Source organism: Rhodococcus sp. NPDC080181, from assembly GCF_040702225.1.
GTDB classification, from domain to species: Bacteria; Actinomycetota; Actinomycetes; order Mycobacteriales; family Mycobacteriaceae; genus Rhodococcoides; species Rhodococcoides fascians.
Genome location: NZ_JBFBKN010000002.1, coordinates 332,990 through 353,535, shown reverse-complemented (window position 1 = coordinate 353,535; position 20,546 = coordinate 332,990). Strand labels below are relative to the sequence as shown.

General features: G+C 64.0%; 18 protein-coding genes. 12 read left to right on the top strand and 6 right to left on the bottom strand.

Annotation, left to right across the window (positions count from 1 at the left end):
- Positions 1–143 precede the first annotated feature (143 nt).
- A complete protein-coding gene (aroQ, locus tag AB0O58_RS03915; protein WP_157889872.1) occupies positions 144–827 on the bottom strand; it encodes a gamma subclass chorismate mutase AroQ in 684 nt (227 codons plus the stop codon).
- Between the two features lie 30 nt (positions 828–857).
- Between aroQ and AB0O58_RS03910 the strand changes: the two genes are divergently transcribed.
- The 3 genes from AB0O58_RS03910 to AB0O58_RS03900 are packed head-to-tail and all read left to right on the top strand — an operon-like array spanning position 858 to position 3,882.
- Entirely contained in the window at positions 858–2,396 is a 1,539-nt protein-coding gene (locus AB0O58_RS03910; RefSeq protein WP_366237916.1) for an NAD(P)/FAD-dependent oxidoreductase, read from the top strand.
- Complete coding sequence (locus AB0O58_RS03905; protein WP_032374776.1) at positions 2,393–3,238, top strand: SDR family NAD(P)-dependent oxidoreductase; 846 nt, start codon at positions 2,393–2,395, stop codon at positions 3,236–3,238. The genes AB0O58_RS03910 and AB0O58_RS03905 overlap by 4 nt, the downstream gene beginning before the upstream one ends.
- Positions 3,235–3,882 (top strand): TetR/AcrR family transcriptional regulator, encoded by a 648-nt coding sequence (locus AB0O58_RS03900; RefSeq protein ID WP_032374777.1) that lies wholly within the window; start codon positions 3,235–3,237, stop codon positions 3,880–3,882. Before AB0O58_RS03905 ends, AB0O58_RS03900 begins: the two co-directional genes overlap by 4 nt.
- A 7-nt stretch (positions 3,883–3,889) precedes the next feature.
- Here AB0O58_RS03900 and AB0O58_RS03895 read toward each other — a convergent pair whose 3' ends face one another.
- Genes AB0O58_RS03895 through AB0O58_RS03885 form a run of 3 tightly spaced genes read right to left on the bottom strand, consistent with a single transcriptional unit; the run spans position 3,890 to position 7,714 of the window.
- Complete coding sequence (locus tag AB0O58_RS03895; RefSeq protein ID WP_206498517.1) at positions 3,890–5,161, bottom strand: glucarate dehydratase family protein; 1,272 nt, start codon at positions 5,159–5,161, stop codon at positions 3,890–3,892.
- Positions 5,158–6,084, bottom strand: coding sequence for a 5-dehydro-4-deoxyglucarate dehydratase (locus AB0O58_RS03890; RefSeq protein WP_032374779.1), 927 nt, complete (start codon positions 6,082–6,084; stop codon positions 5,158–5,160). The genes AB0O58_RS03895 and AB0O58_RS03890 overlap by 4 nt, the downstream gene beginning before the upstream one ends.
- A gap of 31 nt (positions 6,085–6,115) precedes the next feature.
- Positions 6,116–7,714 carry an aldehyde dehydrogenase (NADP(+)) gene (locus AB0O58_RS03885; RefSeq protein ID WP_366237915.1) on the bottom strand — a complete coding sequence of 533 codons (1,599 nt, stop codon included), beginning with the start codon at positions 7,712–7,714 and terminating at the stop codon, positions 6,116–6,118.
- Between the two features lie 288 nt (positions 7,715–8,002).
- Between AB0O58_RS03885 and AB0O58_RS03880 the strand changes: the two genes are divergently transcribed.
- The 5 genes from AB0O58_RS03880 (at position 8,003) to AB0O58_RS03860 (ending at position 13,747) form a co-directional block, all read left to right on the top strand.
- Positions 8,003–9,349 carry an enolase C-terminal domain-like protein gene (locus AB0O58_RS03880; RefSeq protein ID WP_366237914.1) on the top strand — a complete coding sequence of 449 codons (1,347 nt, stop codon included), beginning with the start codon at positions 8,003–8,005 and terminating at the stop codon, positions 9,347–9,349.
- Positions 9,350–9,378: 29 nt separating this feature from the next.
- Entirely contained in the window at positions 9,379–10,332 is a 954-nt protein-coding gene (locus AB0O58_RS03875; protein WP_032374781.1) for a 2-hydroxyacid dehydrogenase, read from the top strand.
- Positions 10,333–10,405: 73 nt separating this feature from the next.
- Entirely contained in the window at positions 10,406–11,605 is a 1,200-nt protein-coding gene (locus AB0O58_RS03870) for a mandelate racemase/muconate lactonizing enzyme family protein (protein WP_032374782.1), read from the top strand.
- A 170-nt stretch (positions 11,606–11,775) separates the two neighbouring features.
- A complete protein-coding gene (locus AB0O58_RS03865; RefSeq protein WP_366237932.1) occupies positions 11,776–13,089 on the top strand; it encodes a potassium transporter TrkG in 1,314 nt (437 codons plus the stop codon).
- Positions 13,082–13,747: a TrkA family potassium uptake protein gene (locus AB0O58_RS03860; protein ID WP_027495332.1), complete on the top strand. Its 666-nt coding sequence runs from the start codon at positions 13,082–13,084 to the stop codon at positions 13,745–13,747. The genes AB0O58_RS03865 and AB0O58_RS03860 overlap by 8 nt, the downstream gene beginning before the upstream one ends.
- On the opposite strand, the gene AB0O58_RS03855 is transcribed toward AB0O58_RS03860, so the two are convergent.
- Together AB0O58_RS03855 and AB0O58_RS03850 are read right to left on the bottom strand one after the other, a co-directional pair.
- The gene (locus AB0O58_RS03855) at positions 13,731–15,206 is read right to left on the bottom strand and encodes a mannitol dehydrogenase family protein (protein ID WP_032374785.1); all 1,476 of its coding nucleotides are present in this window, start codon (positions 15,204–15,206) and stop codon (positions 13,731–13,733) included. The genes AB0O58_RS03860 and AB0O58_RS03855 overlap by 17 nt on opposite strands.
- Entirely contained in the window at positions 15,203–16,237 is a 1,035-nt protein-coding gene (locus AB0O58_RS03850; protein WP_027495334.1) for an NAD(P)-dependent alcohol dehydrogenase, read from the bottom strand. The genes AB0O58_RS03855 and AB0O58_RS03850 overlap by 4 nt, the downstream gene beginning before the upstream one ends.
- A 116-nt stretch (positions 16,238–16,353) precedes the next feature.
- Here AB0O58_RS03850 and AB0O58_RS03845 point away from each other — a divergent pair, with 116 nt between their 5' ends.
- The 4 genes from AB0O58_RS03845 to AB0O58_RS03830 are packed head-to-tail and all read left to right on the top strand — an operon-like array spanning position 16,354 to position 20,541.
- Positions 16,354–17,379, top strand: a complete 1,026-nt coding sequence (locus AB0O58_RS03845) for a sugar-binding domain-containing protein (protein ID WP_032367122.1) — start codon at positions 16,354–16,356, stop codon at positions 17,377–17,379.
- A gap of 14 nt (positions 17,380–17,393) precedes the next feature.
- Positions 17,394–18,728, top strand: coding sequence for a sugar ABC transporter substrate-binding protein (locus AB0O58_RS03840; protein WP_032374786.1), 1,335 nt, complete (start codon positions 17,394–17,396; stop codon positions 18,726–18,728).
- Positions 18,725–19,675 carry a sugar ABC transporter permease gene (locus tag AB0O58_RS03835; RefSeq protein WP_032374787.1) on the top strand — a complete coding sequence of 317 codons (951 nt, stop codon included), beginning with the start codon at positions 18,725–18,727 and terminating at the stop codon, positions 19,673–19,675. Before AB0O58_RS03840 ends, AB0O58_RS03835 begins: the two co-directional genes overlap by 4 nt.
- Positions 19,675–20,541, top strand: a complete 867-nt coding sequence (locus AB0O58_RS03830; protein ID WP_048317884.1) for a carbohydrate ABC transporter permease — start codon at positions 19,675–19,677, stop codon at positions 20,539–20,541. The genes AB0O58_RS03835 and AB0O58_RS03830 overlap by 1 nt, the downstream gene beginning before the upstream one ends.
- Positions 20,542–20,546 lie beyond the last annotated feature (5 nt).

Below are 20,546 nucleotides of genomic sequence, written 5' to 3'. Positions count from 1 at the left end.
GCCGCCCGACCTGGCTTCGACCCCGGTCCGAAGATCCACGCATTGCTCGCCGTCGAGGGTGGAATGCCGACCGTGTCATGGCCGTCCTCGAGCCATGGGACAGCTCGTCGTCCACGTCGATCTCGCGGCCGGCGCTCGTGTCGTCAGGGGGTGCAGAGTGAACGCGATGCAGCAACCAAGGCTGCAGCGTGCACGATGTCCCTGTCGTGGGCGGTGTTCGTGGCAACGACCGCTTGGACGAGGTCCGTGTAGCACGTCGGTGATCGAAGGGCTTGCGCGTTCGAGGCAAGCTGGGTGACCACCGCAGAAGTGAGTGCGGTGATGCGTTCCCGGATCGGCGCGAGGTCCGCGGGCGCATCGGGAGCGCCGGCCGGATCGGCGTGCCACTGGGCCAGGCGGAGCGATTGGATCGCCTTGCCCACCTCGATCTGGTCGCGAACCACAGTCCCTGCGCGTTCTGGTGCAAGTCCGAGCCCGATGGCAGCGTTCTGCGCCGCATCGATCACCTGGGCCTCGCGCTCGGGATCGCTGACGGGGCCGCCTGTCTTCCACTTCACCGCGGCCACGCTGTCTGCGGTGGCCAGACGGTCTGCAAGAACGTCGGTCAGAGATTGCAGATTCTCGGCAGGCGTCTCGGCCGCGCTCGTCGCCGCCGTCGGTAACAGGACCAGCGGTACGACCGCTGAGATCACGGCAATTCTGGCGATGCGACGCAGCCGCGACGCGTTTGCCGGTAAGGACACCTCAGGAGACATCTCACGCACCTTTCGTTCGACGGTTCGACGCCGATAGTGCCCGACGACGGTGAACAACAAGGGAACCGCCATTGCGGAATCACACGTCATCACTTTAAAGTGATGACGCGCAACATCGGATTGCGTCTTGTGCTGGAGGGGTTCGTCGATATGCGTATTCACACCGTGGTGATCATCGGTAGCGGCTTCGGAGGTCAATGCGCCGCCAAAGCCCTGCTCGACCGCGGTATCGACGACCTCGTCATTCTCGAGCGAAGGCCCTTTCTCGGTGGAACCTGGAAGCAGAATCGCTACCCGGGCGCGGCAGTCGACGTGCAGAGTCCCCTGTACTCCATTGCCTCCGAGCCGTTCGAGTGGTCGCGCATGTTCGCCGAGCGGGAGGAACTCGAGCGCTACACCCAGCACGTGCTCGAGTCCAACGGGCTGCCGCAACGCACACATGCCGACACCGACGTTCAGAAGATCCAATGGGTCGGCGATCACTGGCTGATCACCACGTCGCACGGTGATTACGCAGCGAAGTTCGTCGTCAATGCATCCGGGCCGCTCAGCACCCCGGTGATCCCCCCGTTCTCAGGCCGAGAGAAGTTCCGCGGCAAGCAGTTCCACACCAACGACTGGGACACTTCCTACGATCACGCCGGAAAACGGGTAGCCATCGTCGGTAGCGGTGCCAGCGCCGCACAGGTGATCCCCGCGATCCAGCCCGACGTCGAGGCGTTGCACGTCTTCCAGCGCACACCACACTGGGTGATGCCGCGTCACGATCGCGAATTCACGCCGCTGCAACGAAAGTTGCTGCGATTCGAGCCCATTCGACGGCTGGTGCGAGCCGGCATCTACTGGAGTCTCGAGACCCGCATCATCGGGTTCAAGTACTCGCGGCGGATGCTGAAAGCCGTGGCCCAGCGGACTGCCCTGAAGCACACCGAGTCTCAGGTTCCGGACTCCCAGCTTCGGGCGAAAGTCACCCCCGACTACACCATCGGGTGCAAGCGCGTGCTGCTGTCCAACACGCTGTATCCCGCACTGGGAGAAGCGAACGTGACCCTGCACGACAAGAACGACGGCATCGCCGAGATCACCGAAACCGGGATCGTGACCACCTCGGGGGAACACGTCGACGTCGACCTGCTGGTGTGGTCGACCGGATACGACGCCACCGACGGGGTCATCTCGTATCCGGTGATCGGGCGGGACGGCCGGGCGCTGTCCGAGGTCTGGGATCCCTACCCCCGCGCTTACCTCGGCACCACGATTCCCGGTTTCCCCAACCTGTTCGTGGTCACCGGACCGAACACCGGAATCGGGCACACCTCCGCCATCTTCCTCATCGAGGCGCAGATGGAGTACATTGTGCGAGCCGTCGACGCAGTTCAGCACGCGGGTGCAACCGCCATCGAGGTCACTGCCGCCGCCGAGCAGGAGTACACCGACACGATTCACCGCGAGATGGACGGCACCGTCTGGAAGGACGGCGGCTGCCACAGCTGGTACCAGTCGAAATCCGGGCATGTCGTCGCCATGTTCCCCGGCTTCAGCTTCACGTTCCGACGGTGGGCCAAGCGTTTTCGGCCGGAAGCCCATCACATCCATCGGTCGTCCACCGACGTGACGACGAAGGACGAGGTATCGGCATGAAGAATCATTCGGGCCAGGTAGCGCTGATCACCGGGGCGGCAGGCGGTATCGGCTCTGCTGTGGCGGCAGCACTGCATCGGCGCGGTGCCTCGATCGTTCTGGTCGACATGGAGTCGACCGATCTCGAATCGGTTGCTGCAAAGCTGGGCAACCAGCGCGTAGCGATCGCCCATGCCGACGTCACCGTGCGAGAGCAACTCGACGCGGCGGTCGCCACCGCGATCCAGACGTTCGGCACGCTCGACATCGTGATGGCGAATGCGGGAATCTCCAGCGGTGCACAGGCATCGACGATCCGTTCCGTCGACGACGGTGTGTTCGAGACAGTCATCGGGGTCAATCTCGTCGGTGTGTGGAACACGGTGCGAGCGGCGCTGCCGCACATCGTCGAGTCCGGGGGCTACGTGCTGCTCACCTCCTCGACGTACGCCTACCTCAACGGTCTGGCGAACGCACCGTACGCGGCCTCGAAGGCGGCGGTGGAACAACTCGGTCGTGCTCTGCGTGCGGAACTCGCGGGCACGAAAGCGACAGCGGGAGTGCTGTATCCGGGGTGGGTGGCGACGCCGATCGCCGACGTTGCGTTCGGCGGCGACACCGTCGCTACGGCGATGACTGCCCGCGCCTTTCCCTCGCCACTGCTCCGCCCGATCACACCGGACAAGCTTGCCCGCGTGGCCGTACGAGGCATCGGACGCCGAGCCGCGCGCATCGCCGTTCCCGGTCGCTGGATCCCGATCTCGATATTGCGCGGCATCGTCAACCCGATCATGGACGCCGCGATGGAGCGGGATGCCGAATTGATCCGTCTGACTGCCGAACTGGATGCCCGGCGGTCATGAGCACCGTGTCCGAAGCGGCCGGCCGCGCCTACGGCGGTGAGAGCGCGGCCGACCGCGACGACCGCAGGCGGCGGCAGCTGCTGGATGCGGGACTGCGGGTGTTCGGCAGCGTCGGGTACCGCGCCGCGACCGTCCGTGGACTGTGCCGTGAGGCCAAGATCGCCGATCGCCACTTCTATCAGTATTTCGACAAGACCGAGGATCTTCTGCTCGCCGTCTATGCCGAATGCATTGCACGCCTGACCGATTCGGTGTCCGACGCAATTGTGCAGGTGAATCGGGACGGTGATCTGAGGGCTGTCACCGAGCAGTTGCTCGACCCGTTCTTCCGGGTCGTCGAGGACCCGCACCTGGCCCGCGTGGTGTGGATGGAGGTGCTCGGCGTCAGCCCTCGCGTGGAGCAGACGTATCTGACGGTGATGCAGCAATTCGGCACCCTGCTGCTCGGCTACCTCCGCACGTTCGCCGGCGAGGTGCCGTCGGGCCCGGAGCTCGACGTGGACCTGCTCGCCACCGCTGCCATCGGCGCAATCAGCCACACCGCCATGACCTGGTACCAGAGCGGCTACGCCGCAGAACGACGCATCGTCGTCGCCACGATCGCGACCATGCTCGCCAATATCGTCGCGCCGCTGCAGACGTAGAGTCCGATCACCAACGCGGGCAGGTGTTCTCGAAGCGCGGATCGATGCTCTGCATGTATCCGGTGTCGTCGCGGTCACGAATTCCGCAGTCCAGGTACTGCTGATGCAGTGCCGCGAGCGCGTCCTCGTCGATCTCGATGCCCAGACCGGGTCCGGTGGGAACGGCCACTGCGCCGTCGACGAAGTTCAACACCCCCGGCACGACGACATCCTCGTTCTTCCAGGGCCAATGCGTGTCGCAGGCATAGGTCAAGTTCGGTGTCGCCGCTGCGAGATGAACCATGGCGGCCAGACTGATTCCGAGGTGGCTGTTCGAGTGCATCGACAGTCCCATCTCGAACGTCTCGCAGATTCCGGCGAGCAACCTCGATCGCTGGAGTCCGCCCCAGTAATGGTGGTCGGACAACACCACCTGCACCGAGTCCTTCACCACGGCAGGCTTCAGGTGATCGAAGGCAACGACACACATGTTCGTCGCCAGCGGCATCTTGGCTTCGCGCGCAACCTCGGCCATCCCGTCGAGCCCGGGTGTGGGATCTTCGAGATATTCGACGATGCCGTCGAGCTCGGCGGCTACCCGGATGGATGTGTCGACAGTCCAGGCGGCGTTGGGATCCAACCGCAACGGCAGCTCCGGGAACGCCTGCCGGAGCGCCTTGATTCCGGCGATCTCCTCGTCGGGCGGAAAGACGCCGCCCTTGACCTTGATTGCCCCGAAGCCGTACTCGTCGATCATCTTTCGGGCCTGACGAACCAATCCGTCCGGATCGATCGCCTCGCCCCATTCGTCGGGCTCCTGGCCGGGATGAGCTGCCCACTTGTAGAACAGATACGCACTGAACGGAACGGAGTCCCGAACCTTGCCGCCGAGCAGGTCGGACACCGGTCGACCCAGGACCTTGCCCTGCACGTCCAGGCACGCGATCTCGAAGGGGGAGAACACCCGATCGGTGGTGCTGGCTGTGGTGATCATGCCTGCGACGCCGTCGCCGCCTGTGATCGACAGGGTTCCCAGGACGGCATCGATGGCATCTCGGATCTCGTTGAGCGCGAACACGTCCAGACCGAAGATGGCGGTGGAGGCCGCTTCCAGTCGAGCCAGATGAGCAGTGTCGGCGTACGTTTCACCGAGTCCGACGACACCGGCGTCGGTGTCCAGCTGAATGATCGCGCGGAGCGCATACGGCTGATGCACGCCGACGGTGTTGAGCAACGGAGGATCGACGAAGGCGATCGGTGTGATTCGAGCCCCGGTGATCAGTACCGGTTCTTGCATCAGTGCACCGCGAGCTCGTCTGCCAACACGGCCCGGCCGGCGGCAACGATTGCGGTGAGTTCCTCGAGGTGCGGTGCGCTGATGTCCACCAGGGGTGGGCGAACCGGCCCTGCTTCGATGCCCTCCATCGTCACGCCGGCCTTGATGAGAGAGACGGCGTAGCCGGGAACCTTGTCGCGCAAGCGCACGAGCGGGTGGAAGAACTCGCGGAGCAGTGCGGCAGTGAGCTTTTCGTTTCCGCTGTCGAGAGAGCGGTAGAACGCCAGTGCCAGTTCGGGTGCGAACGCGAATGTCGCGGAGGAATACAGCGTGACACCGATCGCTCGGTACGCCTGCTGGGAGACCTCGGCGGTGGGTAGTCCGTTGAAGAACTGGAAGGGCTTGCCCGACGGCTCCAGAGCGTCCAGTACCGCGCGGACGATGCGGCCGACCTGATCGAGATCGCCGGTGCCATCTTTGAATCCGACGACGGTGGGAAGCTGCGCAACCTCGACGGCGGACTCCTCGGTGAAGCGAGCGTTGCCGCGGTTGTAGACGATCAGCGGCAGATCCGATGCGGCGGCAACGGCCTTGGTGTAATTCACGAGACCGGCTTGCGGCATCGTCACCAGGTACGGCGGCAGCAACAGGATGCCGTCGGCTCCGTTGGCCTTCGCCGCGTGTGCGAATGCCTTTGCCTGCGCGACGGATCCGCCTGCACCGGCGTAGACAGGAACGCGGCCTGCGACGCTGTCGACTGCGGTACGGACGATCTTGCCGAACTCCTCGAGTTCGAGGGCGTGGAATTCGCCGGTGCCGCAGGCAATGAACACTCCACCGGGTCCCGCGTCGACACCCTTCGTGATGTGAGCGGCCAGGAGGTCGTAATCGACCTCACCGGATGCGGTGAACGGGGTGACGGGGAAGAACAGAACTCCGTCGAGCATGGGGGTCTCCTCGAGAACTAGGTTGGGTGTGTCAGTCTTGGGTGAGCTGGCCGTCGATGCGGCGGAAGATGCCGTCCGGATTTCCGTCTGCGATGGCGTTGGGCAACAACGATTTCGGTACGTCCTGGTACGCGACCGGGCGCAGGAAGCGTTCGATCGCGAGCGATCCGACCGACGTGGTGCGGGAGTCCGAGGTCGCGGGGAACGGCCCGCCGTGCACCATGGCATGGCCGACCTCGACTCCGGTGGGCCATCCGTCGAACAGGATCCGGCCGGCCTTGAGTTCGAGCACCGAGAGCAGCTTTCCGGCCTCGGAATGATCGGATTCGTCGGCATGAATGGTGGCGGTGAGCTGACCTTCGAGTTGTGCCGCCACCCGCCGAACCTGCTGGGCATCTGCACAGCGCACGACGAGGCTCGACGCGCCGAACACCTCGGCCTGCGCTGCCTCCGAGGTGAGGAACGTGGCCGCATCGGTGTCGAACAGCGCTGCGCGGCAGGCATTCGGGGCGTCGGTGTCGGATCCCCGCGCTACCACCGTCACCGCGTCGGACAGTGTTCGCACACCCTCGGCGTAGCTCGAGGCGATGTTCGGCGTCAGCATCGTCGAGGGAGCGGATTCTTGCACTGCGGCGGCAGCGGCGTCGATGAACGACTGCAAGCCCGGGCCGTCGACGGCGATGACCAGACCGGGATTGGTGCAGAACTGGCCCGAGCCCATCGTCAGCGATGCGACGAACGCGCGGCCCAATTCGGCTCCACGGGTGGCGAGTGCACCGTCCATGACGAACACCGGATTGATGGAACTCATCTCGGCGTACACCGGGATGGGCTCACGACGACCCGCCGCAGCAGCAACGAGAGCTGTTCCACCCGAACGCGATCCGGTGAATCCGACGGCCTTGATGCGAGGGTCGGTCACCAGAGCGGTGCCGAGTCCGCGGCCGGAGCCGAAGAGCAACGAGAATGTGCCGGAGGGCATTCCGGTGGAGATAACCGCGTCGGTGATGGCGCGGGCGACCAGCTCGGACGTTCCTGGATGGGCGTCGTGTGCTTTGACCACTACGGGGCATCCGGCCGCGAGGGCAGAGGCGGTGTCGCCACCGGCGACGGAGAAGGCGAGGGGGAAGTTGCTGGCACCGAACACAGCAACCGGCCCGAGGGGGATCTGACGCTGACGGATGTCTGCACGCGGCAGCGGGCTGCGCTCGGGCTGGGCGGGGTCTATGCGGGCTCCGTTCCAACTGCCCTCGCGCAGAACCGAAGCGAACAGACGGAGTTGACCGGTGGTGCGGCCGACCTCGCCGGTGATGCGTGCCAGCGGCAGACCGGACTCGGCGACCGTCCGCTCGATGAGCGTGTCGCCCAGGGCCGCGATGTTGTCGGCGATGGTCTCGAGAAACCGTGCGCGAGTGTCCGACGAGGTAGCGCGGTAGTCGGCGAAGGCGTCGGCCGCTGCGGCACAGGCGCGCTCGACATCCGAGTCGTCGCCGTGGCCGTAGGCGGGTTCGAGATTCTCTCCGGTACCGGGATCGATTCCGTGAATCTGCGTCCCGGCACCGAAAACCGGAACGCCGGCGATGATCATCCGACCGGTGAGGTCGGTGGACTGTGTCGTCGACGCTGTCATGGGGTGACTCCTAAGGCAGTGGTGCGGTACGTGCAGTGACGCCGAGGCCGTGACCTGGCTCATAACTCACCACCGTAGGAGCCGGATCGATACATGTCCAAGTCTAAAAATGTTGTGTTTGATGCAGTCTCGGTATCGCCTGGCTGACCGTCTACTCGAGCGTGGATGCCGATCCTCGATACCTCGACTGCATCAGTCGATGCGCAGATGGTGTTGGACGGGAATCGATAGCTGGCCATACTGTCGTCTGTGAGCCGAGTCACCAGAGGTATGCGAGAAAGGTCGGGCATGGTCGTCCACACCAGCACCCCCGTCGTCACCGAAATGCGTGTCATTCCCATTGCCGGTCACGACGACATGTTGCTGAACCTCAGCGGCGCGCACGCGCCGTATTTCACCCGCAATCTGGTGGTGCTCACCGACTCGGACGGGCGCACCGGCGTCGGCGAAGTGCCGGGCGGGGAGCCGATTCGGCAGACGCTCGAAGACGCGCGCGTGCTGGTCGAGGGGCAGAACATCGGCCGGTACAACGCGGTGCTGGCCGCCATGCGTCGCGCGTTCGCAGATCGTGATGCCGGTGGCCGCGGCGCGCAGACGTTCGATCTGCGGATCGCCATTCATGCGGTGACCGCAGTGGAATCGGCATTGTTGGATCTGCTCGGTCAGCATCTCGGCGTCAGCGTCGCGGCGTTGTTGGGCGAGGGGCAGCAGCGCGAGAAGGTGCAGGCGTTGGGCTACCTGTTCTTCGTCGCCGATCGCAACAAGACCGATCTCGCATACCGGAGCAGCGCCGACGAGGCGGCCGGAGCCGACGACTGGCTGCGGATCAGGCACGAGGAGGCGATGGATCCGGAGTCGATCGTGCGCCTCGCCGAGGCTGCGCAGGCACGCTACGGCTTCCAGGATTTCAAGCTCAAGGGTGGTGCACTGCCGGCACCCGAGGAGGCCGCCGCTGTTCGTGCTCTGGCCGAGTGCTTTCCCGAGGCGCGAATCACGTTGGATCCCAACGGCGGCTGGTTGCTGAAGGATGCGATCGAGACCTGCCGAGGGCTGCGTGACGTGCTGGCGTACGCCGAGGATCCCGTCGGCCCCGAGGGCGGTTTCTCGGGCCGCGAGGTGATGACGGAGTTCAAGCGGGCCACCGGGTTACAGACCGCGACCAACATGATCGCGACGGACTGGCGCGAGATGGGCCACACCGTCCGGTCCGGTGCCGTGGACATCCCGCTGGCCGATCCGCACTTCTGGACGATGGCCGGGTCGGTGCGTGTCGCGCAGCTCTGCGACGCGTGGGGCCTGACGTGGGGATCGCACTCCAACAATCACTTCGACGTCTCCCTGGCGATGTTCACGCACGTCGCTGCTGCAGCTCCCGGGAACATCACCGCCATCGACACCCACTGGATCTGGCAGGACGGGCAGCGAGTGACCAAGGAGCCGTTCACGATCGAGGATGGCTACCTCACGGTGCCCGACAAGCCGGGTCTGGGTGTCGAACTCGACTTCGAGCAGATCGATGCGGCGCACGAGCTGTACCAGAAGGAAGGACTGGGGGCCCGAGACGACGCCATCGGCATGCAGTACCTGATCGAGGGCTGGACGTTCGACAGCAAGCGCCCGGCCCTCGTTCGATGAGTTCTGGTGCGTCGAGTTCTGGTGCGTCGATGAAGATCGTCGTCGGTGACCGCAACGTCGTGCCGCATCGCGAGCAGTTCGAGGCGGGTCTACCGGCGAACGCCGAGGTGGTGTGGAGCGTTCCGTTCGACGAGCAGGACGTGATCGCCCATCTCCACGACGCCGACGTCTATGTCGGCGGCAAGTTCAGCGCGGCCATGGGGGCGGCTGCCCCAAGGCTGCGGATGGTTCACGTTGCCGGCGCCGGTACCGACAACGTGGATCGATCCGGAATGCGGCCCGATGTGCAGGTGTGCAACACCTTTCACCACGAGCAGTCGATTGCCGAATACGTCGTCGCGGCAACGGTGATGTTGCGACGAAAGTTCCTGGAGCAGGACCGTGCCCTCCGCTCGGGGTTGTTTGCCACGTCCGTGTACGACCCGACCATCCCGCAGCCGTTGTCGCTCAGCGGTGCGCGGATCGGGTTCGTCGGGTTCGGGCACATCGGCCGGCAGACCTGGCAGCTGTTTCGGGCATACGGGGCAACCGGTGCTGCCGTCACCGGAAGCGGTCGGGCTTCGGACGAGGGTCTCGAATGGGTGTCGGATGCACAGGATTTGGGAAAGCTTGCCGAGTTCGCCGATGTACTCGTGGTTTCCGCACCACTGAACGAGCACACCCGCGGCATGATCGGTGCCGAGGAACTGCGCAGGCTGGGAAGCGGAGGGGTCGTCGTCAACGTCGGTCGAGGCCCGCTGATTCAGGAACGACCACTGTTCGACGCTCTGTCTCGCAACGAGATTGCCGCGGCCGCCATCGATGTCTGGTACAGCTACCCGGGGCCGGACGGGCGTGGTGAGCCCAGTTCCCTGCCGTTCCGCGAGCTGGAGAACGTGCTGATGACGCCGCACTCGTCGGGCGTCACGCATCACACGTTCGTCGGCCGGGTCGCCGACATCGCGTCGAACATCAATGCACTTGCCGTATCGATGGCCCGCTGAATTGTGTTGGACGCGTATCGGAACCTGAATTAGGCTGTGAGGCAACACCCTTCGCAAACACAGGAGATGTGACATGACAACGTACATCGACAAGCCCTCGAGCGGACTCACCGCGCCCGATGCGGCGATTCGGGCCCTCGCATCCGGTGACGCGTCCGTCGACAGCATCTCCGAGGTGACGCTGTCCTCGATCGTGCTGCCGCTGCGCAATCCGATCAGCGACGCCAAGGTTCTCACCGGTCGACAGAAGGCGATGACCGAGGTGGTGTTTCTGTTCGTCGAGATCCGTACCGAACAGGGCCATGAGGGAATCGGTTTCAGCTATTCGAAGCGGGCGGGTGGGCCTGCCCAGTTCGCGCACGCCCAGGAGATCGCGCCGGTGCTCATCGGTGAGGACCCGAACGATATCGGCAAGGTCTGGACCAAGTTGGTGTGGGCCGGAGCGTCGGTCGGCCGCAGTGGCGTTGCGACACAGGCCATCGCTGCGATCGATATTGCCCTGTGGGATCTCAAAGCCAAGCGTGCCGGGTTACCGCTGGCGAAGCTGATCGGCGCGTCCCGCGATTCGGTGCAGACGTACAACACCTCCGGTGGATTTCTGCATACTCCGATCGAGGAGGTCATGGACAACGCGGCCCGGTCGCTCGCGAACGGAATCGGCGGTATCAAACTGAAGGTGGGCCAACCTGATTGGCGCACCGACATCGCCCGCGTCACCGCGGTACGCGAGTTCCTCGGTGACGACGTCCCGCTGATGGTCGACGCGAATCAACAGTGGGATCGTCCGACGGCGAACCGCATGTGCCGCATCCTCGAGCAGTTCGACCTCGTCTGGATCGAAGAACCGCTCGATGCCTACGACGCCGAGGGTCATGCGATGCTGGCGAGAAATTTCGACACCTCCATCGCGACGGGGGAGATGCTGGCCAGCGTCGGCGAGCATGTCCGTCTCCTCGAGGCCGGCGCGGTCGACATCCTGCAGCCCGACGCACCCCGCATCGGCGGCATCACCCAGTTCCTGAAATTGGCCGGGCTGGCCGAACATCACAACGTGCAGCTCGCCCCGCACTTTGCGATGGAGATTCATCTGCACCTCGCAGCGGTGTACCCACTGCAGACATGGGTGGAGCACTTCGACTGGTTGGACCCATTGTTCGACGAGCACCTCGAGACGCGGGATGGCCGGATGCACCTGTCCGCTCGCCCGGGGCTGGGATTCACATTGAGCGAGCAGGGCCGGGCCTGGACGGTGGCGAAGGCAGTGGTGCGCTGACGTGGAGCCCTGACGTGGAGCGCTGACGTGCGCGGAAACTCGACCCCTGCTACGAAGTTCCGCGCACGTGCCGCGAAGCGGTTCGTCCCACCGGTACTGTCTGCCGGGTGACAGACGCTCACCAGGCATCACGACGGTTCGCGCTCTTCAGGCCGACGCCGGTCAGAGTGATGGCAACGGGTTTCGCGGTGGCCATACTCCTCGGTGCGGGCATCCTGATGGTTCCGGCGGCCACCGTGCCTGGAAACGACACCGGGATTCTGCAGGCGCTGTTCACGTCGACCTCGGCGGTGAGCCTGACGGGTCTGATCGTGGTGGACACCCCGGTGTACTGGTCGGGTCTCGGCCAGGGCGTCATTCTCGGCCTGATTCAGATCGGCGGGTTCGGGATCATGACGATCGCGTCCTTGGTCGGGTTGCTCCTGGCGGATCGGATCGGTCTTCGGGGCAGGTTGAATGCGGCAGCCGAGGTACGCACATCCGGGCTGGGCGACGTTCGTAGCGTCGTCGTGGGTGTGTTTCGCACCAGTCTGATCATCGAGGGTGTTGTCGCGCTCTGTCTGTCGGCGCGCTTCTTCTTCGGATACGACGAGCCCCTCGGCCGCGCAATCTGGCTGGGGATCTTCCATTCCGTGTCGGCGTTCAACAACGCCGGATTCGCGCTCTTCAGCGACAACATGATCGGGTTCGCCACCGACCCGTGGATCTGTGTGCCGTTGTTGATCGCGGTCGTGCTGGGCGGCATCGGGTTTCCGGTTCTGTTCGAGATCGCCCGTCGTATCCGATCGCGTGCCCGCGGCGTTCGTTCTCGCAAGCGCTGGACCTTGCACACCCGGATGACGTTGTCCGTCACCGCCGTTCTGTTGGTTCTCGGTCCGACGGTGGTGTTGCTTTTCGAGTGGTCGAGAACCCTGGGCGGATTCGGGTTCTGGGACAAGATGCTCGTCGCGACGTTCCAGGGCGTCATGCCCCGCACCGCAGGCTTCAACAGTGTCGATTACGCGGATGTGGACAACGCGACCCTCTTGATCACCGATGTCCTGATGTTCATCGGTGGTGGCAGCGGCGGTACGGCAGGCGGCATCAAGGTCACCACATTTGCCTTGCTGCTGTTCGTCATCGTGGCCGAAATCCGCGGTGACCGCGAGGTGACGGTGTTCGACCGTCGAATAGATCCTCGGGTGCAACGTCAGGCATTGACCGTCGCGTTGATCGGGGTGGCCCTCATCATGCTGCCGGTGGTGGCGCTGTTGGCCCGCACGAACTTCGACCTCGACGTGCTTCTCTTCGAGGTCGTCTCGGCATTCGCGACGGTGGGCCTGTCCACCGGAATCACCGCGCAGTTGCCGGGCTGGGGCCAGATGATTCTGATCGTCCTGATGTATCTGGGCCGCATCGGTTCCATCACTCTGGTCAGTGCTCTCGCCGCCCGCGACCGCGGTCGGCGCTACATGCTTCCCACGGAAAGGCCGTTCATTGGCTAGGAAACCGTCCTCCGACGTCGTCGTCGTTCTCGGTCTCGGCCGCTTCGGTAAGTCGCTGGCGCTGGAACTGATGAGCCAGGGAGTCGAGGTGCTCGGCGTCGACAGCGACGAGGCCGTAGTGCAACGCGTGGCAGACCGTTTGACGCATGCTGTGGTGGCCGATACCACCGACGAGGAGTCGTTGCGACAACTTTCGGTACACGAGTACGACCGCGCCGTCGTGGGCATCGGTTCCAATCTCGAAGCGAGCCTGCTCACCGCATCGGCTCTGGTGAATCTGTCGATGTCGACCATCTGGGCCAAGGCTCTGAGCAACGCGCACGCCAAGATTCTCAGCCAGATCGGCGTCCACCACGTCGTCCGGCCCGAGCACGACATGGGTAAGCGAGTAGCTCACCTGGTACGTGGTCGGATGATGGACTACATCGAGTTCGACGACGGCTTTGCCATGGCGAAGACGTCGCCCCCGGCCTCGCTGCTAGGAAAAACTCTGGGCGAGAGTGGAATTCGCACCAAGCACGGAGTAACCGTCGTTGCAGTCAAGCGTCCGGGTGAAGGGTTCACCTACGCCACGGCAGACACGGTGATCGGCGCAGGCGATACCGTCATCGTCTCCGGCCAGGTTCGAGACACCGAAAAATTCAGCGAGTCGACATGAGCGCCTCCAGGGTCGCGCGCGCACCGTTCTTCTGCAGTGACGCCAACTGTTTCGTGTACTCGGCGACGAAACGTTCGTTGTCGATCAGATCGCCGAACACTGCTCGATTGGCGATGAAGGCCGTCGGATTCTCTCGCTGACCCTGCGCGATCGGAACGAGTGAATCCTTCAGTTGATCGACGATGTCGATGGGCTCACCGGCCTCGTCGACTGCCTCGGCGTAGCGTGCCCAACTGGCAACGACTGCGGTGGAGCGAGTGATCTCACCGCCGCTCTCGAGATTCTTGCGGATTACGGGCAACAGCCACTTGGGAATTCGATCCGAGGACTCGGCGCACAGGCGGGCGACGGTGTCGCGGATTTCCGGGTTGGAGAACCGTTCGATGAGCGTGTGCTTGTATTCGGCGAGGTCGATGCCGGGAACGGGTTGCAATGTGGGCGTTGCTTCCTCGTCCATGTACGCGAGCAGGAACGCGGCGAACTGCGGGTCCTGACAGACTTCGTGCACCAGTCGAAAACCGCTGAGGTAGCCGAAATACGCGAGCGCCTGATGGCTGGCGTTGAGCAGCCGTAGCTTCATCAGCTCGTACGGCGTGACGTCGTCGACAACCTGAACTCCGACGTCCTCGAGAGGCGGTCGTCCCAGCGTGAAGTTGTCCTCGAGCACCCACTGTGTGAACGGCTCACCGGCTACGGGCCACTGATCGTCGATGGCGTAGCGAGCCGAGAGTTCCTCGATCACTTCCGGTGTCGTGACCGGAGTGATGCGGTCGACCATGGAGTTGGGGAACGCCCCTTCTGCGGCGATCCATTCTGCGAGAGCTGGATCCTTCAGGCGGGCAAAGGTGGTGAATGTCGATTGTGCGATGTGGCCGTTGCCTTCGATGTTGTCGCACGACATGATCGTGAACGGCTTCAGTCCGCGTTCCTTGCGCCGTGACAATGCCTCCACGACGAGCCCGAATGTGGTTGCCGGAACGGCCCCGTCCACGAGATCGGCGACGATGGCGGGGTTCTCGACGTCGAACTCGCCCGTCGTCGCGGAGAAGTTGTAGCCGCCCTCGGTGATCGTGAGGGAGACGATCCTCGTGGTCTCCGCGGCCATCTTCTCGACGACGGCTTCTGCGTCGTCGGGCGCGAAGAGATATTCGACGATGGATCCGACGACGCGGGTGTCCCACGTGCCGTCGGAATGCTTGAGCGCCAACGTGTACAGGCAGTTCTGCGCCTCCATCACGTCCTTCATCCGGCGGTCTCCGGGAAGTACGCCCACTCCACAGATGCCCCACTCGGACCCTTGCCCCTGTTGCAACAACCGGTCGATGTACATCGCCTGATGTGCTCGATGGAAGCCGCCGACACCGAAATGCACGATGCCCACGGTGACGTCGGAACGGTCGTAGGTGGGAACGGCCACGTCCTCGATGAAGTCGTCGAGATTGCGCGAGTTCAACTTCATACGTTCGTCTCCTTCGATGGGCTCTGGGAAAGACCGGGAATCACAACGGCTTTGATGCTGCCGGGTTGCTTGTCTGCATTCAAGGCATCCTCGACGCGATCGAGACCGAAACGCGCGGTGACCATAGCATCGAGGTCGACGCGACCGGCCAGGACGAGCTCGCGCGCGATCGGCCACGTGTTGGCGTAGCGAAACACGCCGGTGAGAACCAGTTCTCGGTTCTGAATCAGCGAGATGGGAAGCGGGTAATCCGAACCGCCCATGCCCACTAGTACGACGGTACCCGCCGGCCGCACAGCATGAATGCCGTCGACGACGGCCCGAGCGGCACCCGATGCGTCGATGAACGCGTCCACTTCCAGCGCACGCACGTCGTCCACTGCTGGATCGAGCACCCGCGTCGCACCGAGTTTCGCGGCATTGTCACGCCGCGGTGCGTCGATGTCACTGACGATCACCTCGGTGGCACCGAAAGCACGGGCCACCTGGGCGGTGACGATGCCGACCGGGCCTGCACCGGCGATGAGCACGCTGGATCCGGCGGTGATTCCGGCCTTCTGCGCCGACGCGATACCGACCGACAGCGGCTCGAACAGTGCTGCGGCTTCGTCGGAGATCGAGTCGGGGACGTCGTGGGCGAACACCGACTGGATCAGTACGTACTCTGCCAGCGCGCCGTCGATCGGCGGCGTGGCGAAGAATTCCATGGCCGGGCACAGGTTGTAGCGGCCGGCGCGCGACTGGGCGCTGGTGGGATCGGGACGCTGCGGTTCGATGGACACCCGCTGCCCGACGCGGGCGTCGGACACATCGGAGCCGACCGCGACGATCACACCGGCCGCCTCGTGACCGAGGACCAGCGGGCCGTCGACCACGTACTCGCCGATGCGCCCCTCCCGGTAGTAATGCGCATCGGACCCGCACACGCCGACGGCGGTGACCTGGACCAGTACCTCGTCGTGCGCTGGGGTCGGCACCGGCCGGTCTTCCATTCGTATCTCGTGCACGCCGGTGAGCACGCTGGCCTGCATGGACTGTGGCACGGGCCGCTGGATGCGAGGGGGTGTTGTGTAGATCACACCTTAATGTTAGCTTAGTGAGCAGATGAACACGAGCTGAGCATTTGCTCACTGGTCAGGGAGGCGTCATGGACGGATCGGAGCCCGGTGGGGCGAAGTCCGCGCGGTCGGGAGAAGATCTCCGGCTGGCTCTGCGCGCCGCCACGATGTACCACCTCGAAGGCGCGACGCAGGCCGAGATCGCCGTGAAACTGGGCGTCTCGCGCCCGACTGCAGGACGGTTGGTCGCGCGGGCTCGTTCCCAGGGGCTCGTGACGATCGAGATCAACGTCCCCGACGATCTGCAGGGCACCGTGCACGCGGACGTCGAGCGTGAGCTCGAAGCGAAGTTCGGACTCACCGAGGTGTTGGTCGTCTCGGACGTCATCGACGGCACGGACACCGGCTACGGATCCCTCGGCCGAGCGGCAGCGACGTTGCTCTCGCGTCGACTCAAGGATCGCGACGTCCTGGGGTTCACCTGGGGCCCCGAAACGGTGGCGGTGGCGAGCTCGCTGAAGACCCGATCCACCAAATGTGCTGCGGTGGTACAACTCGACGGCTCCATCACCTCGGCCGACTATCAGACCGGTGTCGAGTACACACTGGGACGGTGCGCTGCGTACCTGCAGGCGACACCCATCCGGCTCAACGCGCCGCTGTACGCCGATCAGGCGACAGTCGTTGCGTTGGAGCAGGATTCCGTGATCTCGCGCGCCCTCAAAGCCGGGACCGATGCCGATGTGATGATGTACGGCATCGGTCCCGTTTCCACGTCCACCACCTTGTTCGAGGGCAGCTTCATCGACCTCGACGTGCTCGAAGAATTGCGCCGCCTCGGTGCAGTCGGCGAGATCGGCGGACGGTTCTACGACGCCGACGGCATCGATACCGGAGGATCACTCCCCGGCCGAACCGTGTCGGTGGGGCTCGACGCCATCAGGGCGTGTGATCGGGCTGTGCTCGTCACCGGTGGGCAACGTAAACACGAGGCGCTCCTCGGTGCTCTGCGCGGCGGACTGGCCTCGATCCTGGTGACCGACATCGAAAGTGCACGCTGGCTCGTTGCGCAAGCTCCTGCAACGGCGACCTCCAATGGAAAGGTATTTCAGTGAGGGTTTTACCGAAAGTGGCTGTCGCGGCCTCGCTTGCGACAACTTTGGTGCTGTCCGGCTGCGCCGGAGCCGGCTCGTTCGGTGGTGACGGTGACGGCAAGACGATCACCGTCGCGATCGTCTCCAATTCACAGATGTCCGACGCCATTTCGCTCGCTCCGGAGTTCGAGGCGGAGCACCCCGGCATCAATCTGAAGTTCGTGTCGCTGTCGGAGAACGAGGCGCGGGCCAAGATCACCGCCTCGGTCGCCACCGGCGGCGGCGAGTTCGACGTGGTGATGATCAGCAACTTCGAGACCCCGCAGTGGGCCGAGAACGGCTGGCTGACCAACCTGTCCGAGTATGCCGACGCAACACCGGGTTACGACGAGGACGACTTCATTCCCACCCTGAAGGAGTCGCTGTCGTACGAGGGGAGCATGTACTCGGTGCCGTTCTACGGCGAATCCTCCTTCCTGATGTACCGGAAGGACCTGATGGAGGCTGCCGGCATCACCATGCCGGAGGAGCCCACCTGGCAGGAAGTCGCCGACGCCGCCGCGAAGCTCGACAGCCCGGACGTATCGGGAATATGCTTGCGCGGCAAGCCCGGTTGGGGTGAAGTACTCGCCCCGTTGGATACCGTCATCAACGCATTCGGTGGTCGGTGGTTCGACGAGAACTGGAACGCACAGCTCAACAGCCCAGAGGTGGAACAGGCCGTTCAGTTCTACGTCGACCTGGTCCGTGAACACGGTCAGGCAGGCGCAGCGACGAGCGGTTTCAGCGAATGCGGAACGCAACTGTCGCAGGGAAATACGGCAATGTGGTACGACGCCACATCTGCAGTGTCGGTCCTCGAAGACCCGACGTCTTCGAACGTCGTCGGCAAGATCGGATACGCCAAGGCACCGTCGGCCGCCAAGGGCGACAACGGGTGGCTGTACTCCTGGGCCCTCGGAATCCCGAAGACGTCCGAGAATCCGGACGACGCCTGGAAGTTCGTCTCGTGGATGACCAGCAAGGAATACCTGAACAAGGTCGGCAACGAATTGGGTTGGGAGCGAGTGCCTCCCGGCAGTCGTCTGTCGACCTACCGGATTCCCGAATACGAGGAGGCGTCCGCTGCGTACGGTCAGGTCACCCTCGATTCGATCAACGGCGCGGATCCGAACAATCCCACTGTGGATCCGGTTCCGTACACCGGAGTGCAGTTCCTGACCATCCCCGAGTTCCAGGACCTCGGAACCCGTGTCAGTCAACAGATCAGCGCCGCAGTAGCAGGACGAATCAGCGTCCACGACGCGCTCGAACAAGCGCAGCAATACGCCGAAGTGGTCGGTAAGACGTACCAGGAGGACCAGGGATGACCACCACCGCAACACGATCGGCGAAGGCCGATTCCGAGGAGTTCGTACCGAGACCGAGGACGATCTCCAAGGCCGAAGGGTGGCGTCGCCGCGGCCCGCTGCTACCGGCCATGGTGTTCGCCATTCTCGTCACCCAGGTTCCGTTCCTGTTCACGTTGTACTACTCGACGCAGTCGTGGAACCTGGTCCGACCGGGTTCGCAGAAGTTCAACTGGCTCAACAACTACGTCGCGGTCTTCCAGGACAGCCAGTTCCGTGAGGTCGCCCTCAACACGGTGATCATGATCGTCGGAACCGTCATCATCTCGGTGGTTCTCGGGTTGTTCCTGGCTCTGCTGTTGGACCGGAAGTTCATCGGCCGCAGCCTGATTCGCACCCTACTGATCACCCCGTTCCTCATCACCCCGGTAGCCGGCGCGTTGATCTGGAAGACCACGATGTTCGATCCCGTCTTCGGCCTGATCAACTTCGCGCTGAGCCCGTTCGGTGTCGATCAGATCGACTGGGTCTCGCGCTACCCATTGCCCGCCGTCATGGCGAACCTGATCTGGCAGTGGACTCCGTTCATGATGCTGCTGATCCTGGCCGGCCTGCAGTCGATGCCGAAGGACATCGCCGAGGCGGCACGGGTCGACGGGGCAGGGCCGGTCAAGCTCTTCCGTGAGCTGACCCTCCCGCATCTGCGCCGATTCATCGAGCTCGGCGCGGTGCTCGGGGCCATCTATCTGGTCAACACCTTCGACGCGGTCTACATGATGACCTCCGGCGGACCGGGTGTGGCGAGCGCGAACCTGCCGTTCTACATCTACCAGCGAGCGTTCCTCGGCTTCGACATCGGCCAGGCCGCGGCCATGGGCGTCGTCACCGTCGTGGCCACCATCATCGTCAGCACCCTGGCGCTGAGACTGATCTTCAAGAGCTTCAGCGGAACCGAGGAGGCTGCGTGATGAGTACCGCAACTGTGGACAAGACAACTACTCCCGCGCCGATCAAGCGCAAGAGCAAGTGGGGCCCGGGTTCCATCTGGTCCTTCGTCGCCTGGGTCGCAGGCATCGCGTTCTTCTTCCCGGTGCTGTGGATGGTCCTCACCGGTTTCAAGCAGGAGGCCGACGCCTACTCCGACCCGCCCAAGCTGTTCTTCACACCGACCCTCGATCAGTATCGAGGGGTCCTGGAGAGCGGCATCGGCACGACGTTGCTGAACTCGGCGTTCGCGACCGTCGTCTCGACGATCTTCGTTCTGCTGCTGGGTGTTCCGGCTGCTTTCGCGCTGTCGCTGCGTCCGGTCAAGAAGACGAAGGACGTGCTGTTCTTCTTCATCTCCACCAAGATGCTGCCCGTCGTCGCCGCGATCGTCCCGCTGTACGTCATCGTCGGTGACATCGGAATGCTCGACAACATCTGGACTTTGGTCGTGCTGTACACCGCGATGAATCTTCCGATCGCCGTGTGGATGATGCGATCGTTCTTCCTCGAGGTACCGAGCGAACTGCTCGAAGCCGCGAGTATGGACGGCGCGTCACTGTGGACCTCGGTACGTGAGGTGATCCTGCCGCTGGTCTCGCCCGGCATCGCGGCCACGTCGTTGATCTGCGTCATCTTCTCGTGGAACGAGTTCTTCTTCGCGGTCAACCTCACTGCCGTTCAGGCCCAGACGATTCCGGTGTACCTCGTCGGATTCATCACCGGTCAGGGCCTGTACTGGGCCCAGCTTTCCGCAGCTGCGACGTTCGCAGCACTTCCCGTCGTCCTTGCCGGATGGTTCGCGCAGAACAAGCTCGTGCGCGGCCTGTCCTTCGGCGCAATCAAGTAGGAGAA

Coding starts and splice junctions, on each gene's coding strand:
- aroQ (WP_157889872.1), bottom strand. CDS start 827: ATGGCGGTTCCCTTGTTGTTCACCGTCGTCGGGCACTATCGGCGTCGA.
- AB0O58_RS03910 (WP_366237916.1), top strand. CDS start 858: ATGACGCGCAACATCGGATTGCGTCTTGTGCTGGAGGGGTTCGTCGAT.
- AB0O58_RS03905 (WP_032374776.1), top strand. CDS start 2,393: ATGAAGAATCATTCGGGCCAGGTAGCGCTGATCACCGGGGCGGCAGGC.
- AB0O58_RS03900 (WP_032374777.1), top strand. CDS start 3,235: ATGAGCACCGTGTCCGAAGCGGCCGGCCGCGCCTACGGCGGTGAGAGC.
- AB0O58_RS03890 (WP_032374779.1), bottom strand. CDS start 6,084: ATGCTCGACGGAGTTCTGTTCTTCCCCGTCACCCCGTTCACCGCATCC.
- AB0O58_RS03885 (WP_366237915.1), bottom strand. CDS start 7,714: ATGACAGCGTCGACGACACAGTCCACCGACCTCACCGGTCGGATGATC.
- AB0O58_RS03880 (WP_366237914.1), top strand. CDS start 8,003: ATGGTCGTCCACACCAGCACCCCCGTCGTCACCGAAATGCGTGTCATT.
- AB0O58_RS03875 (WP_032374781.1), top strand. CDS start 9,379: ATGAAGATCGTCGTCGGTGACCGCAACGTCGTGCCGCATCGCGAGCAG.
- AB0O58_RS03870 (WP_032374782.1), top strand. CDS start 10,406: ATGACAACGTACATCGACAAGCCCTCGAGCGGACTCACCGCGCCCGAT.
- AB0O58_RS03865 (WP_366237932.1), top strand. CDS start 11,776: ATGGCAACGGGTTTCGCGGTGGCCATACTCCTCGGTGCGGGCATCCTG.
- AB0O58_RS03855 (WP_032374785.1), bottom strand. CDS start 15,206: ATGAAGTTGAACTCGCGCAATCTCGACGACTTCATCGAGGACGTGGCC.
- AB0O58_RS03850 (WP_027495334.1), bottom strand. CDS start 16,237: ATGCAGGCCAGCGTGCTCACCGGCGTGCACGAGATACGAATGGAAGAC.
- AB0O58_RS03845 (WP_032367122.1), top strand. CDS start 16,354: ATGGACGGATCGGAGCCCGGTGGGGCGAAGTCCGCGCGGTCGGGAGAA.
- AB0O58_RS03835 (WP_032374787.1), top strand. CDS start 18,725: ATGACCACCACCGCAACACGATCGGCGAAGGCCGATTCCGAGGAGTTC.
- AB0O58_RS03830 (WP_048317884.1), top strand. CDS start 19,675: ATGAGTACCGCAACTGTGGACAAGACAACTACTCCCGCGCCGATCAAG.